We start from the raw sequence: 21,310 nt of genomic DNA, 5'->3' as shown, positions 1-21,310 counted from the left end.
CCCCTTTTGGTTGTTCGACGTTTTTTGACCATCTGTTGGCGTTTTGTTGGCGCTTGTCCACTATTCTACGGCAATCTATGACAGGTGTAACGATACACTCTGGTTGAGATTGCACCACGGAGACACGGAGGATTGACGGGTTAAATCACCATATCCTCCGCGCCTCCGTGGTGAATCATTATTTACAAGGAGCGTAACAAATGAGTCTTAAACAATTACTCAAGGTGTCTTTGTTTGGTTTGTTTTTTTGGTTGGTGGCTTGTGGTGGGAAGGAAATTAGCTTTAGCACGGCCAACATCGCCAATGCCCGACTGACCAAAGATGAGAGCGGCGCGCAATCTACCACGACCTATGCCCCCGATGATACGTTTTGGCTGATTGTGGACCTGGCGAACGCGCCCGATGATACCAAAGTGAAGGCATCGTGGACGGCCGTTGCCGTTACCGGCGCGGATCCCAACACCATTCTCGACGATGTAGAATTGACCAATGGCAGCGGCGTGTTGACCTTTGACCTGACCAACAATGGCCCCTGGCCGGCCGGCGATTACCAGGTGGAACTATTCCTGAATGGGGAATCGGCGCGTGTTTTGCCTTTCCGGGTGTCGGGTGGCTTGGCCCAGGACACCAGGACGGAAACAGTTGTCGCCGAGGCGACGGCGGAAACGGCCGTTGCCAGCGGCGCCATCTCCAGTCTGGAACAGGCCAAATCAGGTGTCATTCAGATTCAAGCCGAAGGGACTTTTGTTGATCCCGAAGTGGGGACTCTCTACAACGCCGCCGGGCGCGGGTCTGGCTTTATTATTGACCCCAGCGGGATTGCCGTTACCAACAATCACGTCGTTACCGGCGCTGCTTTGCTCAAGGTGTGGGTCGGCGGCGAATCGCAGCCGCGCAACGCCCGCATTTTGGGCGTCTCTGAATGCGCCGACCTGGCGGTGATAGATATTGACGGCGATGGCTACCCCTATTTTGAATGGTACGATGGCCCGGTGGGTGTGGGTCTGGATGTGTACGCGGCCGGTTTCCCGCTGGGCGACCCGGAATACACACTGACGCGGGGCATTGTTTCCAAAGCGCGTACTTCTGGCGAGACCAATTGGGCTTCGGTGGATGACGTGATCGAACATGACGCCACCATCAACCCTGGCAACTCTGGCGGCCCGCTGTTGACGCCCGATGGCAAAATTGTGGCTGTCAATTACGCCGGATCAGACACCACCAACCAATATTTCGCCATTGCTCAGGCGCAGGCGCTGCCGGTGATCGATCAGCTTCGTCAGGGAAATGATTATTTGTCTATTGGGGTGAATGGCACGGCCGTTAACGATGGACAAAACATCTCCGGCATCTGGGTTTCCTCCGTCAAATCTGGTTCGCCAGCCGATGAAGTGGGCGTCAAAGGTGGCGACATCATCACCAGCCTGGAAAACCTGATCCTGGCCCTGGACGGCACAATGGCCGATTACTGCGACATTTTGCGCACGCATGGCCCCAACGACAAATTGGCGGTGGAAGTCCTGCGCTTTAGCAGCGAAGAGGTGTTGGCCGGGCAGTTGAACGGCCGTGTCCTGGAACAATCCTTCTCCTTTGCCCAAACGCTGCAAAACGAAGCCAGCAACAACGACAGCGCCAGCACCGGCAGCAGCGCCACGACATACACCGATTACGTCGCCGTCACCGATGACTCTGGCCTGATGACGCTGGAAATCCCCTCAACCTGGGGCGAAGTAGATGGCAGTCCCTGGGAACTAAGTGGTGAAGTCATTGGCCTTTCGGTAACGGCCGCGCCAAGCCTGGATAAATTCTTGAACTCCTGGACCACGCCCGGCGTTTTCTTTGGGGCCACCGACCAGTTTGATGTTTCTGTGGACGAACTGTTGGATGCCTTTGAGTTTAGCTCCGACTGCGACAGCGGAGGCCCACGCAGTGATTATGATGACTCCGTTTACACCGGCAAATATGATCTCTGGCTGAACTGTGGCGGCACAGAAACCCTGCTGGTCGTCATGGCCGCTGAACCAGCCGACCGCAGCTACCTGGCGCTCATCATGGTTCAGGTTGTCAGCGACGCCGACCTGGATGCGTTGGACCGTATTCTCAATACGTTTATCGTCAACAACGGCTAGTACAGCTTTCCGTAAATTCGCATCATGTTTGTAGGGGCGACCCTTGTGGTCGCCCTCTGGGGCAGGCACAAGGCCAGCCCCTACAAACCTGGTCCTGATTTCTGGACAACTGTACCAGGTCTCCGGACAGCGGCGTATTGATTGCCTGTTTGGCAGGGGCACAGTGTATTGTGCCCCTGCCCTTGCCCCTGTTTGATGCCAAGAAGGTTATCGAGCCATGCCTTACAAGCCAGCGCCACAAGAGTATCAATCTTATCTGATACGTTTTCGGCGGATGCAGGCGCAGCCGCCGGCCTGGCACGTTTCAGTGCAGGATGTCCGCACCGGTGAATGGCGGCATTTCACCGACCTGGCGCTGCTCTTTGAGTTTGTTAGCCAGGAATTAACGCTAGACGTTCCCAATTTGCCTGAGGAATAAGCTAGACCTGTCTTATCTGCACAATTGCAATCGTGGTACTTTTGTGCAATTCTGTTGCTTGACGAATCCCTGGCGAATCGGTATAGTCGAAAACTAACAACTATATAGTGTCACTTTTATCCAGAGAGGCGGAGGGACCGGCCCGATGAAGCCTCGGCAACCCGACTGTTCATGTCTAGCCAGACACAAACAGCGACCGGGTGCCAATTCCGGCAGAGCGATTCTGGAAGATGAGAGAGGACCGTGGTTTCCGCCCCCCTGTGCCCTAAGCGTTGTATTCCGCAAAAGGCAAATCTCCCAGAAAACGCTCAAGAATTGTGAATTTTGAATCGTGAATTGTGAAGTTTGAATTGATCTGGCGCCAGGTCATGAGTTCATTCGCAATCGTATTCATCGTTCACAATTCGCAGTCCACCATTCATAATTTGAAAAGGAGCGTTTTCATGACCGATCAGCCCCGCAAATTAGGTTTTACCACCCGTCAACTGCACGCCGGGCAGCAGCCGGACCCGACCACCGGCAGCCGCGCCGTGCCGATTTATCAGACCACCAGTTACCAGTTCAGGAGTACGGAACATGCGGCCAATCTCTTTGCCTTGAAAGAATTTGGCAACATTTACACCCGTATCATGAATCCTACCACGGACGTGCTGGAGCAGCGCCTGGCCGATCTGGAAGGAGGCGTGGGTGCGCTGGCCGCCAGCAGCGGCCACGCAGCGCAAACGATGGCGATTTTGACTATCTGCGGCGCAGGCGACCATTTAGTCAGCAGCAGCCGATTGTATGGCGGCACGTACAACCAGTTTAACTATACCTTTCCCCGCCTGGGTATTGACGTGACGTTTGTGAACCCGGAAGACCCGTCGGCGTTTGAGGCGGCCATTCAGGACAATACCAAAATTATCTATGGGGAGTCGTTGGGCAATCCAGACATTGCTGTTTTTCCCTTTGAGGAAGTTGCGGCGATTGCCCAAAAGTATCACATTCCCCTGGTGATTGATAACACGTTCCCTACGCCGTATCTTTTCCGGCCGTTTGAATGGGGCGCCAACATTATCACCCACTCGACCACCAAGTTTATCGGTGGGCATGGCACGACGATTGGCGGGGCGATTGTGGATGGGGGGAATTTTGATTGGACAAGCGGCCGTTTCCCCAATTTCACCACGCCTGACCCCAGCTATCATGGTTTGGTCTACGCGGATTTGGGTGCGCCGGCCTTTATTTTGAAGGCTCGCGTCCAGATTTTGCGCGACATTGGCGCGTCGCAGGCGCCCTTTAACAGTTGGCAAACCATTCAGGGGTTAGAGACCCTGAGTTTGCGGATTGACCGCCATGTTAGCAATGCGCAGCGGGTGGCCGAGTTCCTGGAAGCGCATCCTTTGGTTGCCTGGGTCTCTTATCCCGGTCTGCCCAGCCATCCCCATTATGAACGCGCCAAACGGCTGCTGCCTAAAGGCAGCGGGGCCATCCTGGGTTTTGGCATTCAGGGCGGCCGCGCCGCCGGTGAACGGTTTATCAATAACTTGCAGTTGTTCAGCCACCTGGCGAATGTCGGCGATGCGAAATCGTTGGCGATTCATCCCGCCTCCACGACCCACAGCCAACTTACGGAAGCCGAATTGAAGACGGCCGGTGTCACCCCGGACTTTATTCGCCTGAGCGTAGGTATCGAAGATATTGAAGACATCTTGTGGGATTTGGACCAGGCATTAAGCGCCGCCTAAACCAGACAGCAGGCGACAAAAGTCTCCAAGACTTTTGTCGCCTGCTGGTTAACGCCACAATGACCCCAACATCTTCCGTCGGCCTTGTCCACACTCAGCACCTCACCTTTGCGGAGAGGTCGCCGTTTCAGTTGGAGAGCGGCGCTGCGCTCAGCCCGGTGACGCTGGCTTATGAGACGTATGGCGCTCTAAACGCCGACCGCAGCAACGCCATTCTCATTTGCCATGCTCTCAGCGGCAGCGCCCACGCCGCCGGCTACCATACACCTGAAGATCAAAGCCCTGGCTGGTGGGACGACTGCATTGGCCCTGGCAAAGCGTTTGATACCAACCGCTATTTTGTCGTGTGCAGCAATGTCCTGGGCAGCTGCTACGGCTCCAGCGGCCCTACGGCGACCAATCCGGCGACTGGACGGCCGTATGGCCTGCAATTCCCCGTCGTCACCGTTGGTGACATGGTGCGGGCACAGGTTCGGCTGATTGATTACCTGGGAATCGTGCAGTTGTTTTGTGTCGCCGGCGGTTCCATGGGCGGGATGCAGGTGTTGGAGTGGGCGGCGCGCCATCCTCATCGGCTAAAGGCAGCCATTCCTCTGGCGACCACCGGGCGGCACAGCCCGATGCTCATCGCCCTCGGCGAAGTGGGGCGGCAGGCCATCTACGCCGATCCCAACTGGCAAAACGGAGCCTACTACGACAAGCCCCACAAACCAGACGCCGGTCTGGCGGTGGCGCGCATGGTCGGCCACATCACCTATCTCAGCGATGAGAGCATGAATCTAAAATTCGGCCGTCGGCTGCAAAACCGGGAAAAGTTTGGTTATGAATTTCAGACGGAATTCCAGGTGGAAAGTTACCTGAAATACAATGGCAACAACTTTACCCGCCGTTTCGATGCCAACAGCTACCTATACGTCACCAAAGCGATGGATTATTTTGACCTGACCGAGCCGACGGGCACGCTGGCCGGTTCTTTTGTTCATTCGGCCGAAGTGAAATATCTGGTGGTTAGCTTTACCAGCGATTGGCTCTATCCCACTTATCACAGTAAAGAGTTGGTGACGGCGTTAACGGCCGTTAACGCCGACGTTACCTTTTTAGACATTGAATCCACCTGGGGCCACGACGCTTTTCTATTGGAGGTAGACACCATGACCGAACTCTTAGGCAGCTTTTTGGACCGGTTATGGGCTGAGGCGGCGATAGGTGGCTAACCCGCCGCCGCTCCGTCCCGACCTGCGGGTCATCGCCGACCTCATCCCGTCGGGGGCGCGGGTGTTGGACCTGGGCTGTGGCAATGGCGAACTGCTGGACTTTCTGGTACACCAGCGGCAGGCGCGGGGACGGGGCATCGAGCTGAGCGAATTGGGCGTGTTGGCCTGTGTGCGGCGCGGCCTGACGGTGCGCCAGGGCAATCTAGAAGAGGGGCTGGCCGATTATCCCGACGATAGTTTTGATTATGTCATTCTCAGCCAAACCTTACCGTATCTGGATAACCCGGCGATGATTGTGCGCGAGATGCTGCGTGTGGGGCGCAAAGGGGTGGTCAGCTTCCCCAATTGGGGCTATTGGCGCTGCCGGTTGGCGCTGCTGCTGAACGGCCGTATCCCCCCGGCCCCCGACTTGCCCCAATCCTGGTACGAACCACCACGCTGGCAGGCCATGACCGTGGCCGATTTTGCGCGCCTGTGCCGAGAACTCAATGTAGATTTTTTGGACGAGGTTTACCTGGCCAGCGCACAGCGCGGTCCGCGAACCTGGTTTAAGAATTTGTTGGCGACAACGGCCGTTTATGTCCTGGCGGGGCATGGGAAGGCGGCCTAGTATCCGTAAGCGGTAATCCGTAGGGCGCTACCTCTGGAAAATGCCATCGGATAACGGGGTACGGACTTCGGCTTACGGCCTACGGATACTAGTCGGGGACAGGCCAGCCCAGGCTGATCCGATTGCGATCCTTTTCCACTTTCAAGATACATACTTCCAGTACGTCGCCCACGTTCAGCGTTTCGTCGCGGGGAATTTGCGTGCGGTGCAGCAGGCCATCTTGTTTGACGCCAATGTCTACAAACGCGCCAAAATCAATCACATTGCGCACTGTGCCGCTCAACTGCATTCCCGGCAGCAAATCATCCATGCTCAACACGTCGCGGCGCAGCAGGGGTTGGGGCAAATCTTCGCGGGGGTCGCGGCCGGGGCGAACCAATTGTTCAAAGATGTCCAGCAGGGTGGGTACGCCGGTTTTGAGATCGGCGGCCAAGTCCGCCAACGGCTGCTGACGCAGCCGCTGCAGCGCTGTCTCGCGCTCGGCCGGGGAATTGGCGAGTGACAGGTTGGCGCGCTGCAAAACGGCCGCTGCCACCTGATAACTCTCTGGATGAATGGCGCTGGCGTCCAGCGGCTCGGCGCCATCGCGGATGCGTAAAAACCCGGCCGACTGCTCAAACGCTTTGCTGCCCAGTCCGTTCACTTTGAGCAGAGATTGGCGGTGGGGGAAACGGCCGTTTTTGTCCCGATGCGCCACAATTTTCTCGGCCAACTTCGGCCCAATGCCCGACACATATGTCAGCAGCGCCGGCGAAGCGGTGTTCAGGTCCACCCCCACCTGATTTACCACCGACTCCACCACCCCATCCAGCGCGGCCGCCAGCGCCGTTTGGTTGACATCGTGCTGGTACATGCCCACGCCGATGGCCTTGGGGTCAATTTTCACCAGTTCGGCCAGTGGGTCTTGCACCCGGCGGCCGATGGATACCGCGCCGCGCAGCGTGACGTCCAGGTCGGGCATTTCTTCGCGGGCCAGCTTGCTGGCGCTGTAAACGCTGGCGCCGGCTTCGTTGACCATCAGGTAATGCACGCCTGGTATCTGCCGCGTCAGTTCGGCAGCCAACTGCTCTGTCTCCCGCGAGGCGGTGCCGTTGCCAATGGCGATCAGCGTGATGGCGTGTCGGGCAATCAGCATGGCCAGGGTTTTGAGCGCTTCGTCCCATTTTTTTTGCGGCGGGTGGGGGTAAACGGCCGTTGTCTCCAACACCTTGCCCGTCGCATCAATCACGGCCACTTTGCAGCCCGTGCGAAAAGCGGGGTCAATCGCCAGGACCACATGGCCGCCAAGCGGTGGCTGGCTGAGCAGCCCACGCAAATTGGCGGCAAAGACATGGATGGCGTGGATTTCCGCTTTTTCTGTCAGTGTGCGGCGAACGTCGCGCTCGATGGCCGGCAGCAGCAGGCGTTGGGCGGCGTCGTGCATACACAGTTGCAGCGGCTCGGCCAGCGGCGAATGGCGAAAATCGGGCCGAAAAACATGGCGCATCGGCATCAACCAATCATTCTCGGTGATGGTCAGGTTGACGCGCAGCACTTTTTCCGCTTCACCGCGATTGATGGCTAGAATCTGGTGCGGCCGCAGCCGGTCCACCCGCGTTTCGTAGTCGTAATAGAGTTCGTAGACGGCCTTCTCGTCGGCCGCGCCTTCGATTTTTTGGCTGTGCAGCAGCCCAAATTGCAGCGCCTTCTCGCGCACGCGCTGGCGCACCTCGGCGTTGTCGCTGATGGTTTCGGCGACGATGTCATAGGCCCCGGCCAGGGCTTCGGCGATGGTGGGCGCGGCTTCGGTGAGGAAGGGTTCGGCCAGTTCGTAGATGCTTTTTGTGCTGCGCGGTTGGGCCAGGATGAGGGCGGCCAGCGGCTCTAGCCCTTTTTCGCGGGCGATGGTGGCGCGGGTGCGCCGTTTGGGTTTGTACGGCTGGTAGAGGTCTTCCAGAGTGGTCAGGGTGTTGGCGGCCAGGAGCGCTGCGCGTAATTCTGGCGTCATCTTCTGCTGTTCGGTGATGGAAGCGATGATGGCCGCGCGTCGTTCGTCCAGGGCGCGCAGGCGGTGCAGTTGTTCCTCGATGGCCCGGACTTGTTCTTCGTCCAGGCTGCCGGTGGCTTCCTTGCGGTAGCGGGAGATGAACGGGATGGTGTTGCCAGAGTCGAGGAGTTCGATGACGGCCGTCACTTGTGACGGCCGTAAGGTAAGGGTTTGGGCGATTTGTTCGGGATGTGTGATGGATATCATGGGATGGAATTATAGAGTAGAGTACACTGCGCGTCATGCGTCAGCGCCGGGCAATCGGTTCCAGGTAACTGTCTAGCAGCGCGTCCAACTGCGCAAACGATTCAAAGACGAAGAAGATGGGATTAAAAGCGTACACGGTTTTGGGAATCCGGGCGATGTACTCAATCTCAAAGGGCGCCAGCAGCACCTCGCCGCCAAAATAGCCCACACGGGCGATGCCCAGGTCATCATACAGGGCGCGGATGACATTCCAGCCCTGGTCTTGCGAAGACATTTCGCCCCGCTGGTGCAGTCGGTTCACGCCGTGAATAATGCGGTCCACATCCGTTTTGTGCTGTTCAAATTGGGCAGTGATTTGCGCATAGATATTGCCATCGCTGTAAGACACCACATCGTCCCGGTCCAGCCGGTACAGTTCCATGATGGTGTTCGCCAGTTCACTGCGGCCGGAGATGATGCCCGCGCCAAAAATTTTGATGCGGTCGTCCTCCATCACCAGACCAAATTCAGTGCTGTACCAGGCCAGCCGCTTGATAACTTCACGTTCGGCGTCGGTGGCCTTGTGGTAGGCGGGGGCAAATTTGTCTTCGATGCGGGCGTAAAAGTCCAGCGTCAGGTAGGGCAGATGGCCGAAGATGTCGTGGAACATGTCTGGTTCGGGCGTGAATTGGAGCTGGTCGTGGCTGCGCAGGTAATCGGTGATGAGGAAGATGCGTTGGGCGAATTTGGCGTACCAGTCGTCGGCTTTGGTATAGCGCACGGCCGTGCGCTCAATGCGCCAGCCGGTGTGGGGTTGAATGCGCTCATTCAGGTGGGCGATGGAGGGGATGCGCTGTGGGTCTAATTGCAGCCGTTCCAACCCGACGACAAATTCACGGCAAACATGCTCCAATAAATGGGGCCGGTGGATGCCTTTGTACAGCCGCGCCCAGATGGCGTGTTGTTCGGCCGTAAAGGTGATGTCTTGGGTAACGGCCGTATACTCCTGTTCACGGTTGCGTATTTCCTCGGCAATATCACCGGTATACCACTGCCTTTCTTGAATCGTATTCATGACTTGTACTCCTTCAACAATAAACCGCAGAGAATGCGCAGAGCGTAGCAGAAAATAATCTGCGCAATCTGCGCAATCTTTGATACACATTAGTAACCGTAAGCGGTAGTCCGTAGGGTGTTACCTCTGGAAGATGTCGTCGGATAACGGGATACAGACTTCGGCCTACGGATGTTACGAACCACTGGCGCAGGTGGGAATGGGAATAAACAGTTCGCGTTCGGCGGTTTGCCCGTCGCCGGAGACGACGCGGCCGACGCCGATGACCACACCGCCGCCGCTGTTAACAGTGAAGGTGTGGCTGGCGCTGGTTGGGCCGGCCAGCAGTTGATCATTCCAATAGTAGCGGTAACGGCCGTTACCACCTTGCCCCTGAACAAACACACTCTGGCTCCACCGCCCACCACTGCATCGCGCCGTGCCGGCCAATCCCCACAAATCAATCTTCAGCGGGGTGATCACACTGCTGCTGGTTGAAGGCGGGGTGGGCGAGGCCAGCGCCGGAGCGGCGTCGTCCGCCGGAGCGGCGTCGTCCGCCGGAGCGGCGTCGGTGTAGGTGTAAACCGGCAGCGCGGCCACATCGCCATCCCACAGCAGCAGGGGTTGGAAAATGAACCCGGCCACCTGACCGTTGTCTACAAACAGCCAATTGCGCACTTCCGAACGCCCCAGCACCTGCACCTGTTCCCCGGCAGCCACGACAGCCAGTTCCAGGCTGCTTGTATTGGGGCTGGCAAAGATGGAAGCGTCGGCGTTGGCCTGGGCGATATTGGGCGGCCGGGTGGGGACGGCCGTCGCTTCGGTGGTTGGGGCGGTAGTGGGTGTGGGGCTGGCCGGTGGCAGAACCGCAGGGATGGTTGTAGGCGGCACGGCCGTAGGCGGCGCGGTCGGTGTGGCTGCGGGCACGGCCGTTTGGGTGGGCTGTGGGGTGGCGAGCAGTTGGGTGGCCGTTGGCATTGGCGCTGACGCCGCCACGTCCGCCCGGCCACGCAGCAGCCAAAACGCCGCCAACCCCAAGAGCAGCAGCGCCGGGACGGCGTAGAGAAGACGGCGCTGCCAGGTGACTTGCTGCCGCCGCTGATGCAAAAGCTGCTGCGCCTGGGCTGCTACATCCCCCAGGTCTGGGTAATCAGCGTCGGTCGCCTGAATTTCCTCCCAGAGGCGCAGGGCTTCTTCGGGGCGGTTGGTGGAGACGGCCGTTAACGCCCGGCTGTACAAACTGGCGCAAATGCCTTCTTTGGCCAGGCGCTCCACCTGGAGTCGGTCGCTGTAAGCCAGACGGCCGTGCTGCGCCTGTACGTCGCGCCATTTTGCCAGCGCCGCTTCGTATTCTCCCTGCCGCAGGTAGGCGATGGCTTCATCGTACAACTGGTCTAATGTTGTTTGCAGACTGGCCGTTTTTTGCCCCTGGCGAATTTGTGTCTCCAGATGATCCAGATTGGGCAGGTCGGGTGAAAATTGCGCCAGCCGGTCTACCAGAGTCAGGCTGTCATCAAAGCGGCCGCTTTGGAACAGGTGGACGGCCTGTTCATACAGCCTTGTTTGCGCCGCCTGGCGCAGGTGAGCCACCTGTTCCGGGGCAAAATCGGCCCCGGTGCGTTCTAGCTCATCCAGTTTTTCCAGGCAGCCCAGGTGGTCGTCTGTTTCGGCGGCCGTTTGCGCCTGCTGCAGCAGACGGGACAAATGCTGCCAATGGCGCACCCCCAGCGGCCCGCTCAGCTCTTGCAAGTAGAGTGTGGCCGTTTGTAGGGTGGTGGCCATGTCGGCGGCCGATTGGTAGCGATAGGCTGGGTCTTTAGCCAGGGCGGTGCTGATAACGGCCGTCAGCGCCGGTGGAATGACATCGCCCAACCCTTCCAGAATGTCCGGCACGCGCTGGTTTAGATGGTTCGCAAGGATTTCTTCGGTTGAACGGCCGTTAAACGGCGGCTGCCCGGTCAACATCTCCCAAAGCATAACGCCCAGCGCATAAATGTCGGCCCGGTGGTCCACTTCTTGCCCCTGGATTTGTTCTGGGGACATGTAGCGGGCGGTTCCCAGTCCATCTTCCCCCAGGTTCGCCAATGGGCTGCCCAGCAGTTTGGCGATGCCAAAATCCATCAGCACTGGCTCGCCCAGCCGGTTGATCATCACATTGGCCGGTTTCAGGTCGCGGTGGACCATACGGCGCTGGTGGGCGTAATCTACCGCCAGACATAAATCGGCCAAAATGCGCACGCTTTGGGCGGGCAGCATATGGGCCTGCGCCTGGTTGAGGGTTTCTAGCTTTTGCGCCAGGGTTTCGCCGGGTATGTATTCCAGCACCATGTAATAGACGCCTTCATGGTGGTTAAAATCGTGTACCTGGACGATGTTGGGGTGGCGTAGGCGGGCAACGGCCGTTGCCTCTTGCTCAAAGCGTTGGACAAACTGTGGGTTTTCGGTGAGATGGGGATGGATGAGTTTGATGGCGACGACGCGCTGTAAATTGGGGTCTGTCGCCCGGTAAACGGTAGACATTCCACCGCGCCCCAACAGGGACTCGATGTGGTAACGGCCGTTAAGCGTGCAGCCAATCCAACTGGAAGGTAATTGCGTCATAACCAGATTCCCCTATGATTATAGCATAATGAATCGGGCGCACTTTCATTTTTACCAATTAGGCTATCGGCGCAATCCATTTGGGGCGCTGACGGCGGCGGAGTGGGCGGCGGTGGCTGTGTTACCGTCGCCTGTAAACCTGTTATTGGCGGTTTCGCCGCAAAACTGGCAGCTTTTGGGGCCAATGGGCAGCGGCAAAACGACCAGTTTGTTGGGGCTTGAAGCCCATTTTGCCGCCTTGGGGCAGCGTGTGGCCTATGAATATCTGCCGGATGGTCAATCCCGGTTTGTCACCGACACGGCTGAATTGGACCTGTTTTTGCTTGATGAGGCGCAACGCCTGAGTGGGCGCGAGCGGCGGCGTCTGCTGCGCCTGGTGGAACACGGCCGTATCCGCCTGATTATCAGCAGCCATGAGGATTTGTCGCCTTTGTTTGCCCGCTGGCGACGGCCGTTGGCGTCCGTGTGGTTGGCGACAGAAATTTCGGTCGCCCATTACTGGGCGGTGCTGGAGCGGCGGCTGGCCTATTTTGCGCTGCCAGACAGAGAGCGGGTGACTTTGGCGGAAACGGCCGTGTCGTTCCTGTACGACACGTTCGGCCACAACATGCGCGACGCCGAATACTTTTTATACGAGGTCTGGCAGCGTCAGGACGCCCCCATCACCCTGGACGCCCACCACCTGGCCGCCATCCACCACGCCCTCTAAACTCCCAACTCTCAACTCTCAACTCCCTCCCGCTGTGGCGTAAGAATAAACGGCTCATGGTATTTCAGGTCAATCCCCCAGGGTACGTCTATTTCCACCTGCACGCCCCACACAATGCTGATGTAATGCCCCTCATAACTCCACGGCTGCGCTGGCAGCGTAAAGGCAAAATCATGCGTCGCCGGGATAGAAGGGGACAACTCACCCTGGAAAACGTCCAACTCGGCCACTTTTTCCGCATAGATACTGCCGCGTCCTTCGGTGCGCCAGCCGAGGCGAATGTAAAAATGTTTGCATTTCACTTTTTCATCGGTGAAAAGCGTCACGCGGCCGCGCAGTTGTTCGCCGGGGCGAAATGTTTTGGCTGTGGGCGTATCTTCGCCGCCATGAAACGTAACTGTAAAATCTGCTTTAGCCATCAGACACCTGCCGCGTTATTTCTGGTAAGACGTTTAGCTCAAACTCTTCCACAAAGTCAGGTAAGCTGGGTATTTTTGCCGTGAATTTTACCATCCAGGTCAGTTCGTTGCGCCGCACTTTCAGGGTGTGCATCGCCGTTCGGGGGATTTGCAGTTGGTATCCTTTGGCAATGAGATGCCCGGCCTGAAACTGCCGACCGGGTTCGCTGAAGGTCTGAATGATGTGTTCATGGGTGACTGTTTTAGTGTCTGTGCCCTGCTGATAGGTGGCCCGTTCCCGAAAGATGAGCTGTGTTTCCATCTCAGTAATCTGTACACTGCGGGGAAAGGTGTGGGTAAAGCTGAAGGCGAAACTGTCGCCGACGCGCAGCTCGGTCTGCGACAGCCGGAACTCCGGCTGGCCTACTTTGTAGCGGGCAAAGTAACTCATCAGGGCGTAGATCAACAGGACGACGCCAATGCCCACAAAGACCAGACCAAACGCGGTGAAAAAAAACCCAGCGCCAGCAGTTAGCCCAATCACCACAAAGATGCCGGAAAAGGCTATCCAAAACAGGGAAAACCCCACCAGGCAGCCGGGTCGCTGCGTGCTGATTTGACTAGATTTGCCGATGGTACGGATCATAGGTGTTGTCCCTCATCTGTTTATACGTGGATTGTGGTGTCTATGCTTGACAAGGTGACATCTGACAAGGTGACAATCATGTCAGATTATGGCTTTTGCGAGTCTAATAAGCCGCTGAAAAAGGAGACGATTTGCTGACCAACGGCCGTCAACGCATACCCACCCTCTTGCACCACCACCAGCGGGATATTGAGCTGGGCCAGTTGGCGACCAATGCGGCCGAGGCTGTCGCTGTGCAGGCGGAAACTGCCGCCAGGGTCGCCTTCGATGATGTTTGTGCCCAGGGAGAGGACCAGGACATCGGGCACGTACAGACGAATTTTGATCAGGGCGGCGGTCAGGGTCTCCAGATAAGTGGCCTCTTGCGCGCCGCGAGACAGAGGGAAATTGTAGTTGTAGTTCAGGCCGCTGCCCACGCCAAATTCGTCGGCGAAGCCCCAGAAGTAGGGGTACTCGTAAAATGGGTCGGCATGAATGGAGCAGACGAGGACATCGGAACGGCCGTAAAACACCGCCTGCGTGCCATTGCCATGATGGTAATCTATGTCCAGCACGGCTACCCGGCGGCCTTGCTGCACCAGCCAATTGGCGGCAATAGCCGCGTTGTTGAGGTAAGAACGCCCACCGTAGCTGTTTGGCCCGGCATGATGGCCTGGTGGGCGGCATAGGGCATAGGCCACAGTCTCACCCCCGGCAGCCACCAGCGCGGCGGCGGATACGGCCGTTTGCACACTCCAATACGCCGCCTGCCAGGTATGGGCCAGCAGCGGTGAGGCGCGATCAAAGCAGTAATAACCTAACTGTCCCTGGATAGAACGGGTCTTGTGCAGCGGCCGGACGCTGGTGATAAAGGTGTCTGGCAAGGCAGCCGTCTGGTTGTTTTGTGTCGCCAATCGTTCGTAGCCATCTTGCAGCAGGTTGAGCATTCCGTACTCGTGGATCACCTCAATCGGTTCGCCGCCAAAGTCGCCAGGCGCGGTAATATCACCCAGGCCGGCTTCCTGGATAGCCTGGCAAATCGCATCACCGCGTTGGGGATGGTCTATCAATAACGTTGCTTCCGGCCCGTCAGCGCTGCCAATCTGCGTCGGATCGTGCTGGGCGTGACCGGGAAAATAAAATGTGTGCATACGATATTTTACGCTGTTACAGGACTCCAGTACTACGATACCGTAATTAAACCCCGATTCCTTACTTTCGCCAACTGGAAATCGGCAAAGCGGCAGCTTTACCTAGAAACATTGGGCGAAAGATTTGACAGATGCGCCAAGCGCATTAGAATCCATCTGGTTTACATACTTGTGTGCGAATGGGATGATTATGGTTATAGATGATGAAACGGCCGTTCCCGATGCGCTTCTTTTAACAGGTGGCTCTGCGGAAATGCCCACAGACTTTTTTCTAGAGAACAACCCGGAGACTTTGCCTGAACCTCCGGCGGCAAAACCTGTGCAAAAACATACGTCGGCTTTGCCACGTGGCCCACGCCTGAAGGTTGAGGATGTGGTTTCTTACTTTTCGCCCTGTGGTCGCTGCGGTTATTTTTTGGCCGGTTATTGGGCGGCCAATGGCCGGGCGGATTTGATTACGGCCGTTGAGCGGGCGAAATCTGGTTGGCTGTCGCTAACCTGGAATCTGGCCGTGCGTCAGTTGGTCCTCAATTCCTACGCCATTCGCATTGAGGAAAACGATTTCCATTACGAAGGCTGTTGCAGCGAATGCCGCCGCCACTTCATCTTCCGCGCCTCGCGCAGCCCCAACCACCCGCACACCTTCCGCATTGAAATGAAACCGCGCAAACGCCAATGAAAACCGTGGTACTCCGTGACTCCTCCGTGCAGCTCCGTGTCACTAAATTGTGACCAATGCAAAAGGGCTGATTTTGCGACAAAAAGCATCAAACTGGTTTACCAACCGCTGGCCTGGAAAACGGCCGTCAACGCCTGCGCTCTTTCTTCCGCCGTCATCAGACGGGGTTTGGCATAGTTTTCGATCAGACCGGTCCATAACTCTACATTGAGCAAACGGCCGTCGTATATCACATACGTATCCACAAACGTCTGCCGCGTGCCCAGCATGTCCATCTGGTCAAAAAACAGGTTGCCCGGCCCGTGGTGGATGAAGCTGCCCTTGTAAAAATCAAACCCCTGGGCATGATGCCCCTGGCTGCCGGAAACGGCCGTCGCCCCCGCATCGGCCCAGGCGCGAAAATCTGCCTTTTGCTGCGGCGAAGGCGTATATTGGTAATCCTCCGTGTATTGCAGCGTCACAATCACCAGATAGCCGTCGTCGGCCAACTGCCGGACCTGAGCCGTCATGCCCTCATCGCAGGGGCGCGAACCGGCTTCGGTGGCCGTCGCCCAGGCGTAGGTCGGCCCAAACGAATTGCAGCCGACAAAGGCGATGCGGTTGCCGTTATGGCTGAACAGCGCCGGTTCGGCGGCTGCCGCTCCATCTTTGCCACCGCCGTAGACAGCCATGCCGGCCGCTTCGTACATATCAATTGTGCGCAGCAAATTGGCCCGCCCCCAGTCGTTCAGATGATTGCCGGTTAATTCCACCACGTCTACGCCCAGGTGTTGCAGCAGCGCAAAATAGCTGTCCCGCGAGCAAAATGTGGTGCCGCCGATGGGGTTGGGATAGGGGCAGTCGGGCGCAAAGGAGACCTCGTTGCTCACATGGGCGATGTCGGCCATTTGCAGCACCGGCCCGACGTCTTCGGCCGGCCACAGGATGCCCTTTTGCTCCATGTTGTAGGCGGTGGCCCGCACCAACGCCGTGACGCCGGTCAGAGCGACGCGGGTTAATTTGGCCGGTTCGTAATTGGAAGCTGGCCCATTCCAGGCGGCGACGAAATCAGACACGGCCGTTTCCAGCCCCCCAGCCGCAAACGAAACGGTCAGCGGGTAGCCGGCCGGGTCAAAGTCCCGGTCCAACGGCGATGCGCCGTCCAACCGCAGCGCCTTCAGTTCCGGCTGAAGCTGGTCAAAGGGCAGGATGGTGAGCGACGGCCGTTGCTGCCAGACTTCGGCCAGCAGTTCTGCGGCTGGTACGATTTGTACCCCGGTGTGGGGCGCGCCCCACACGGCCGTCAGCGCGGCGGCCGTCTCATCCGTCAGCACAAGCGGGTCGCCAGCGCCGCTTTGCCAGGCGGCCAGCAAAGCGGCCTGGCTGATGGCGTCGGTCAGGGTGGCGAAGGGGGCGGCTGGGACGTAAATGGTGCTGAAAAACGGCCGTGTTCCCTCCAGGCCAATCACCACATCGGCTTCGCCGTTGCCAACCCAGGTAAACCCAGCTGGGTTTGCCTGAATCATTTGCTGGATGTGGGCTTGCAGCTCAGGTGGTGCGGCCGGCGAGACGCCAACGCGCCAGGTTTGTGCTGGCTGAGCCAGGGGTGGCAAGGGGGTGGGCAGGGAAACGGCCGTGCCATCTACCGGACGTGGCGTAATTACCGGCGTCGGCGGCCGTGTGTCTGGCGCTGTGGCTGTGTAGTCGGCGACTGAAGCCGGAATGATAGGTGTTGGCAGGGGAACAACGCCTTCCCCGGCACAGGCCGCCAACCCTGGCAGCAGCAGCAAAACGAATAAGCCGACAATAAACTTCTTACCACTGGACAAGAACGATATACGCATTAAAATTAACATCATCCGCTAAACATAAAACCGCGAGTCTATACAAACCGAAAAACTTCGCGCCCATCGCGCCCATTGCGCTCATTGCGACCATTGCGGTTAAACCATCTCATAACGAATGGATTTCCCTATGTCGGAAACTGATCTGAGCAACCCAAGTTTATACATCAACCGCGAATTGAGCCATATTGAGTTCAATCGGCGTGTCTTGCACGAATGTTACAACGAAAAAAATCCACTGCTGGAACGGGTAAAATTTCTGGCAATCTTCACCGGCAACATGGACGAATTGTTTATGGTGCGCGTATCTGGCCTGAAACAGCAGGTTTTGTTGGGCATCACCAGCACCCCGGCCGATGGCCTGCTGCCCCGCGAGCAGTTGGTGGCTGTCTACCGCACCGTCACCCAACTCTTCGCCGAAGCCATGTCCATCTGGCGCGACCTGCTGCATCCCGCTCTGCTAGAGGCCAAAATTCATGTCCTCGATTATGATCAACTCAAAAAAGGGCAGCAAGTGCGTGTGCGGGAGTATTTTGAAGAGACCATCTTTCCCGTTCTCACGCCGCTGGCCTTTGACCCCGGCCATCCTTTCCCGCACATTTCCAATCTCAGCCTCAATCTGGCGGTTGTCATCCGTGATTTGCAGAGCGATGAAATGCACTTTGCCAGAGTAAAAGTGCCGGCCAGTTTGCCTCGCCTGGTTCCGTTGAAGCCGCTGGATCCGGACGAACTGCTGCTGCCTGCCTTGCAGAAGTTTGTCTGGGTGGAGCAGGTGATTGCGGCCAACCTGGACCGCCTGTTCCCTGGGATGCAAATTGTGGCCGCTTATCCATTTCGTGTTACCCGCAACACCGACATGGAGATTCAAGAGGAAGAGGCCGACGATCTGTTGTTAACCATGGAAAAAAACCTGCGTCAGCGTCATTTTGGCTTTCCGGTTCGTCTGGAAATTGACGAAAGCACACCCGATGACATCCGCGATTTGCTGCTAACTAATTTGCAAATGAATGCCTATGACGTGTACACATTTAACGGCCCGTTGGGGCTAAGCAGTCTGTGGGAACTGCACAAATTGGAACGACCGGAGCTGAAAGATGTCTCGTTTCGTCCGCGCTATCCGGCAGTTCTGCAGAACGCCGGCGAGACTGTTTTCCAGGTTCTACAGCGCCAGGACATGCTGCTGCACCATCCTTATGACAGTTTTTCGCCGGTGATAGACTTCATCCGCGCCGCGGCCGAAGACCCGGATGTGCTGGCGATCAAGCAAACCCTGTATCGTGTTGGCCCCAATCCGCCAGTGGTGCAAGCGCTGATGCGGGCGCGGGAAAATGGCAAACAAGTATCGGCGCTGGTGGAATTAAAGGCACGTTTTGACGAAGAGAGCAACATAGAATGGGCCAGGGCGCTGGAAAATGCTGGCGTGCATGTGGTGTATGGGTTGATCGGTTTGAAGACCCACTGCAAATTGTGTCTGGTCGTGCGCCGGGAGCGGGATGGCATTCGGCGTTATGTCCACGTTGCCAGCGGTAACTACAACATTCAGACCGCCCGCCTGTACACCGACCTGGGCATGATGACCAGTCAGGAGGATATTGGGGCCGACGCTTCGGAATTGTTTAATTATCTGACGGGCTATTCTAAACAGACCCAATACCGCAAATTTTTGGTCGCGCCGGTCAATTTACGTTACCACATGCTGCGTTTTATTGACCGGGAAATCGAGCATGGCGAGCTAGGACGAATTATCGTCAAGGCCAATTCCCTGGTGGACCCGGAAATTATCCAGGCTCTGTATCGAGCGTCGGCCGCAGGGGTGCAGGTTGATTTGCTGATTCGTGGCATTTGTTGTTTGCGGCCAGGTGTGAAGGGGGTGAGCGAGAATATTCGGGTGATGAGTGTCGTCGGCCGTTTCTTAGAACACAGCCGCATCTATTATTTCCACAACAATGGCGCGCCCGACATGTATATTGGCAGCGCCGATCTGATGCCGCGAAACATTGATCGCCGGGTGGAAATTTTATTTCCGGTGGAAGATGTGCAGATGCGCCGTCAGATTGTTGAGGATATTTTGGAAGTTTATTTGCAGGATACGGCCAAAGCGTGGTTATTGCAGCCAGACGGCCGTTACCTGGCCGCCGCCACCATCACCGAGGCCAAACCGTTGTTTAACAGCCAGTTATCTTTTTTGCCCGACCGGTACACGCGCAGCGAATAGCCGATTTGCTTTACCATGCCTGCGCGCCTAGCAGCACGGCCACAAACCAGATCATAAAGTCATATTTCATCAATTGGCTCAGGCGTTCCAATTGCGCTCCCGTGCGGTAACGGTTGACCTTCACCAGGATGTAGACAATCACCGGATAAACGCCAAAGACGACGATATAGGCGTAAATGGGGCTGTAAACGCGAAACAGATAAGGCAGCATCATCATGCCCAGAGTGGCCCAGGCCAGCACAAAAAACACAATACGCGCCGGCCGCCGTCCCCAAACAGTGGAGATGGTGCGGCAGCGCTGGCGCAAATCCCCTTCATAATCAGCCATGGTTTTCAGCACTTCGCGGCCCATGATGGCCGTGAAGATGATCGCCGCCAGCCACAGCGAAGGGATGACATTGCCGGCGGCGACGCCGCCAAAGATGGCGCTTAAGGCAGAGATGAAGGCGACAGTGGCGTTACCCAGCAGGACGGTGCTTTTGAGCCGCCAGGAATACACGTACAACATGACCGCCGAGGTGAGGGCAATCACAAAGGCCGCCGGGTTGATGAAGGCGGCCAGCAGCACAGACAGCCCGGCGGCGACAAATGAGAATGTTAGGACAGTGCGTGGGCTGACCAACCCGGCCGGTAACGGCCGTTGCGGTTGGTTGATCTTATCAATCTCAATGTCCATATAATCGTTCCAGGCATTGGCCGCCGACGAGATAAGCAGCGTTGCCAGCGTTGCCAGCAAAATGTTCAGCCATTCGCCTGTGCCGGCCACATATCCACCCAATACCACCGCCAAAGCCCCAGAGAGGGTAGACATGGGACGGCTAATTTTATAGAGACCTTTGATCTGATTCATCTGCTCTCCTGTGGGTTGAACTTCCTCCGGTGGACTCGCGTTTATCTGCAAATCCTGAAAATTGGTGTTCTGCGAACTTTGAAAATAAGATTTGCCAGTCACAGACCCATTACTATTAACCCGCCTTGGGCAAAAAAGATACAATTCCTGTTTATGATTAGCAGCAGCAAAAATGACAAAGTGAAATATGTGGCCCGCTTGCAGGCGGAACGTCGTTTTCGTTGGCGGGAGCAGGCATTTGTGGTCGAAGGGACGCGCTGGTTATCAGAGTTGACAATATCTGATGCGCCCTTGCAAATCGTTTTTTATACCGAAGATTGGTTCCGTTCACCCGATCACGTCGTCATTTTACAGCAACTTCGCGCGCCCGTACAGATAGTTCGCCCGGAAGTGATGGCTGCTATGAGCGACACCGATACTCCGGCGGGCGTTTTGGCGGTGGTGGGTATGGCGGCCAAAACGTGGCCGCTGCTGCCGTCTCTGCTGTTGGTTTTGGATGGCATTAGCAACCCCGGTAATCTGGGCACGATGCTGCGCGCGGCGGCGGCGGCCGGGGTGGATGGCGTGTTGTTGGGGCCGGGCTGTGTGGATGTCTACAATCCGAAGGCGCTGCGCGGTGGGATGGGCGCACACCTGCGGCTGCCGATTCAGGCGTTGGATTGGCCGGAGATTAGGCCGCTGCTGGCCGGGTTGACGGTGTGGTTGGCCGATGTGGGCGAGGGGGTGGATTATACGCCGTTCCTGGCACACGCCCTCGGCGCTTATTATCGGCAGCGAGGCGTGGGGGACGCGGGCAGAAGCGGGCAGTCTGGCTTACGGCCGTTGCACCATCCCCATGCACGCCGCCACCGAATCGCTCAACGCCGCCCTGGCCGCCGGCATTATCCTCTTTGAA

17 protein-coding genes and 1 riboswitch are annotated in these 21,310 nt (G+C 57.3%); of the genes, 9 read left to right on the top strand and 8 right to left on the bottom strand.

The genetic code is table 11. The features are described from left to right. Nucleotides 1-200: 200 nt before the first annotated feature. From IPM39_22990 to metW, 5 genes are all read left to right on the top strand, one after another. The gene (locus tag IPM39_22990) at nucleotides 201-2,129 is read left to right on the top strand and encodes a serine protease (protein ID MBK8988901.1); all 1,929 of its coding nucleotides are present in this window, start codon (nucleotides 201-203) and stop codon (nucleotides 2,127-2,129) included. A 217-nt stretch (nucleotides 2,130-2,346) separates the two neighbouring features. Next, a complete protein-coding gene (locus tag IPM39_22985; protein ID MBK8988900.1) occupies nucleotides 2,347-2,547 on the top strand; it encodes a hypothetical protein in 201 nt (66 codons plus the stop codon). A 113-nt stretch (nucleotides 2,548-2,660) separates the two neighbouring features. Beyond that, nucleotides 2,661-2,784: riboswitch (SAM riboswitch) on the top strand. 206 nt (nucleotides 2,785-2,990) lie between these two features. Continuing rightward, complete coding sequence (locus tag IPM39_22980; GenBank protein MBK8988899.1) at nucleotides 2,991-4,274, top strand: O-acetylhomoserine aminocarboxypropyltransferase/cysteine synthase; 1,284 nt, start codon at nucleotides 2,991-2,993, stop codon at nucleotides 4,272-4,274. A gap of 59 nt (nucleotides 4,275-4,333) precedes the next feature. Continuing rightward, nucleotides 4,334-5,488 carry a homoserine O-acetyltransferase gene (locus IPM39_22975; protein MBK8988898.1) on the top strand — a complete coding sequence of 385 codons (1,155 nt, stop codon included), beginning with the start codon at nucleotides 4,334-4,336 and terminating at the stop codon, nucleotides 5,486-5,488. Then, entirely contained in the window at nucleotides 5,481-6,098 is a 618-nt protein-coding gene (metW, locus tag IPM39_22970) for a methionine biosynthesis protein MetW (protein ID MBK8988897.1), read from the top strand. The genes IPM39_22975 and metW overlap by 8 nt, the downstream gene beginning before the upstream one ends. Nucleotides 6,099-6,186: 88 nt before the next feature. On the opposite strand, the gene IPM39_22965 is transcribed toward metW, so the two are convergent. The 3 genes from IPM39_22965 to IPM39_22955 all read right to left on the bottom strand — a co-directional run bounded on the left by IPM39_22965 (nucleotide 6,187) and on the right by IPM39_22955 (nucleotide 11,965). Further along, nucleotides 6,187-8,331, bottom strand: a complete 2,145-nt coding sequence (locus IPM39_22965; GenBank protein MBK8988896.1) for an RNA-binding transcriptional accessory protein — start codon at nucleotides 8,329-8,331, stop codon at nucleotides 6,187-6,189. Nucleotides 8,332-8,371: 40 nt separating this feature from the next. Further along, nucleotides 8,372-9,385: a hypothetical protein gene (locus IPM39_22960; GenBank protein ID MBK8988895.1), complete on the bottom strand. Its 1,014-nt coding sequence runs from the start codon at nucleotides 9,383-9,385 to the stop codon at nucleotides 8,372-8,374. 174 nt (nucleotides 9,386-9,559) lie between these two features. Further along, nucleotides 9,560-11,965, bottom strand: a complete 2,406-nt coding sequence (locus IPM39_22955) for a serine/threonine protein kinase (GenBank protein ID MBK8988894.1) — start codon at nucleotides 11,963-11,965, stop codon at nucleotides 9,560-9,562. Nucleotides 11,966-11,993: 28 nt separating this feature from the next. On the opposite strand from IPM39_22955, the gene IPM39_22950 reads away from it, so the two are divergent. After that, nucleotides 11,994-12,674: a hypothetical protein gene (locus tag IPM39_22950; protein ID MBK8988893.1), complete on the top strand. Its 681-nt coding sequence runs from the start codon at nucleotides 11,994-11,996 to the stop codon at nucleotides 12,672-12,674. Nucleotides 12,675-12,685: 11 nt separating this feature from the next. Here IPM39_22950 and IPM39_22945 read toward each other — a convergent pair whose 3' ends face one another. The 3 genes from IPM39_22945 to IPM39_22935 all read right to left on the bottom strand — a co-directional run bounded on the left by IPM39_22945 (nucleotide 12,686) and on the right by IPM39_22935 (nucleotide 14,848). Beyond that, on the bottom strand, nucleotides 12,686-13,093 hold the full coding sequence (locus tag IPM39_22945) for a hypothetical protein (GenBank protein ID MBK8988892.1): 408 nt from the start codon (nucleotides 13,091-13,093) through the stop codon (nucleotides 12,686-12,688). Beyond that, a complete protein-coding gene (locus IPM39_22940) occupies nucleotides 13,086-13,718 on the bottom strand; it encodes a hypothetical protein (protein ID MBK8988891.1) in 633 nt (210 codons plus the stop codon). The genes IPM39_22945 and IPM39_22940 overlap by 8 nt, the downstream gene beginning before the upstream one ends. Nucleotides 13,719-13,804: 86 nt before the next feature. After that, complete coding sequence (locus IPM39_22935; GenBank protein MBK8988890.1) at nucleotides 13,805-14,848, bottom strand: histone deacetylase family protein; 1,044 nt, start codon at nucleotides 14,846-14,848, stop codon at nucleotides 13,805-13,807. 190 nt (nucleotides 14,849-15,038) lie between these two features. Between IPM39_22935 and IPM39_22930 the strand changes: the two genes are divergently transcribed. Further along, nucleotides 15,039-15,527: a hypothetical protein gene (locus IPM39_22930; GenBank protein ID MBK8988889.1), complete on the top strand. Its 489-nt coding sequence runs from the start codon at nucleotides 15,039-15,041 to the stop codon at nucleotides 15,525-15,527. Nucleotides 15,528-15,625: 98 nt separating this feature from the next. On the opposite strand, the gene IPM39_22925 is transcribed toward IPM39_22930, so the two are convergent. Continuing rightward, a complete protein-coding gene (locus tag IPM39_22925) occupies nucleotides 15,626-17,350 on the bottom strand; it encodes a CapA family protein (GenBank protein ID MBK8988888.1) in 1,725 nt (574 codons plus the stop codon). A gap of 118 nt (nucleotides 17,351-17,468) precedes the next feature. Between IPM39_22925 and ppk1 the strand changes: the two genes are divergently transcribed. Next, nucleotides 17,469-19,565, top strand: a complete 2,097-nt coding sequence (ppk1, locus tag IPM39_22920) for a polyphosphate kinase 1 (protein MBK8988887.1) — start codon at nucleotides 17,469-17,471, stop codon at nucleotides 19,563-19,565. A 10-nt stretch (nucleotides 19,566-19,575) separates the two neighbouring features. On the opposite strand, the gene IPM39_22915 is transcribed toward ppk1, so the two are convergent. Then, the gene (locus IPM39_22915; protein MBK8988886.1) at nucleotides 19,576-20,415 is read right to left on the bottom strand and encodes a geranylgeranylglycerol-phosphate geranylgeranyltransferase; all 840 of its coding nucleotides are present in this window, start codon (nucleotides 20,413-20,415) and stop codon (nucleotides 19,576-19,578) included. 153 nt (nucleotides 20,416-20,568) lie between these two features. Here IPM39_22915 and IPM39_22910 point away from each other — a divergent pair, with 153 nt between their 5' ends. Continuing rightward, on the top strand, nucleotides 20,569-21,309 hold the full coding sequence (locus IPM39_22910; protein MBK8988885.1) for an RNA methyltransferase: 741 nt from the start codon (nucleotides 20,569-20,571) through the stop codon (nucleotides 21,307-21,309). Nucleotide 21,310 lies beyond the last annotated feature (1 nt).

It is taken from the genome of Candidatus Leptovillus gracilis, from assembly GCA_016716065.1.
Lineage (GTDB): Bacteria > Chloroflexota > Anaerolineae > Promineifilales > Promineifilaceae > Leptovillus > Leptovillus gracilis.
The sequence above is the reverse complement of the archived record's forward strand: the minus strand, read 5'-3'. Positions and strand labels throughout refer to the sequence as shown.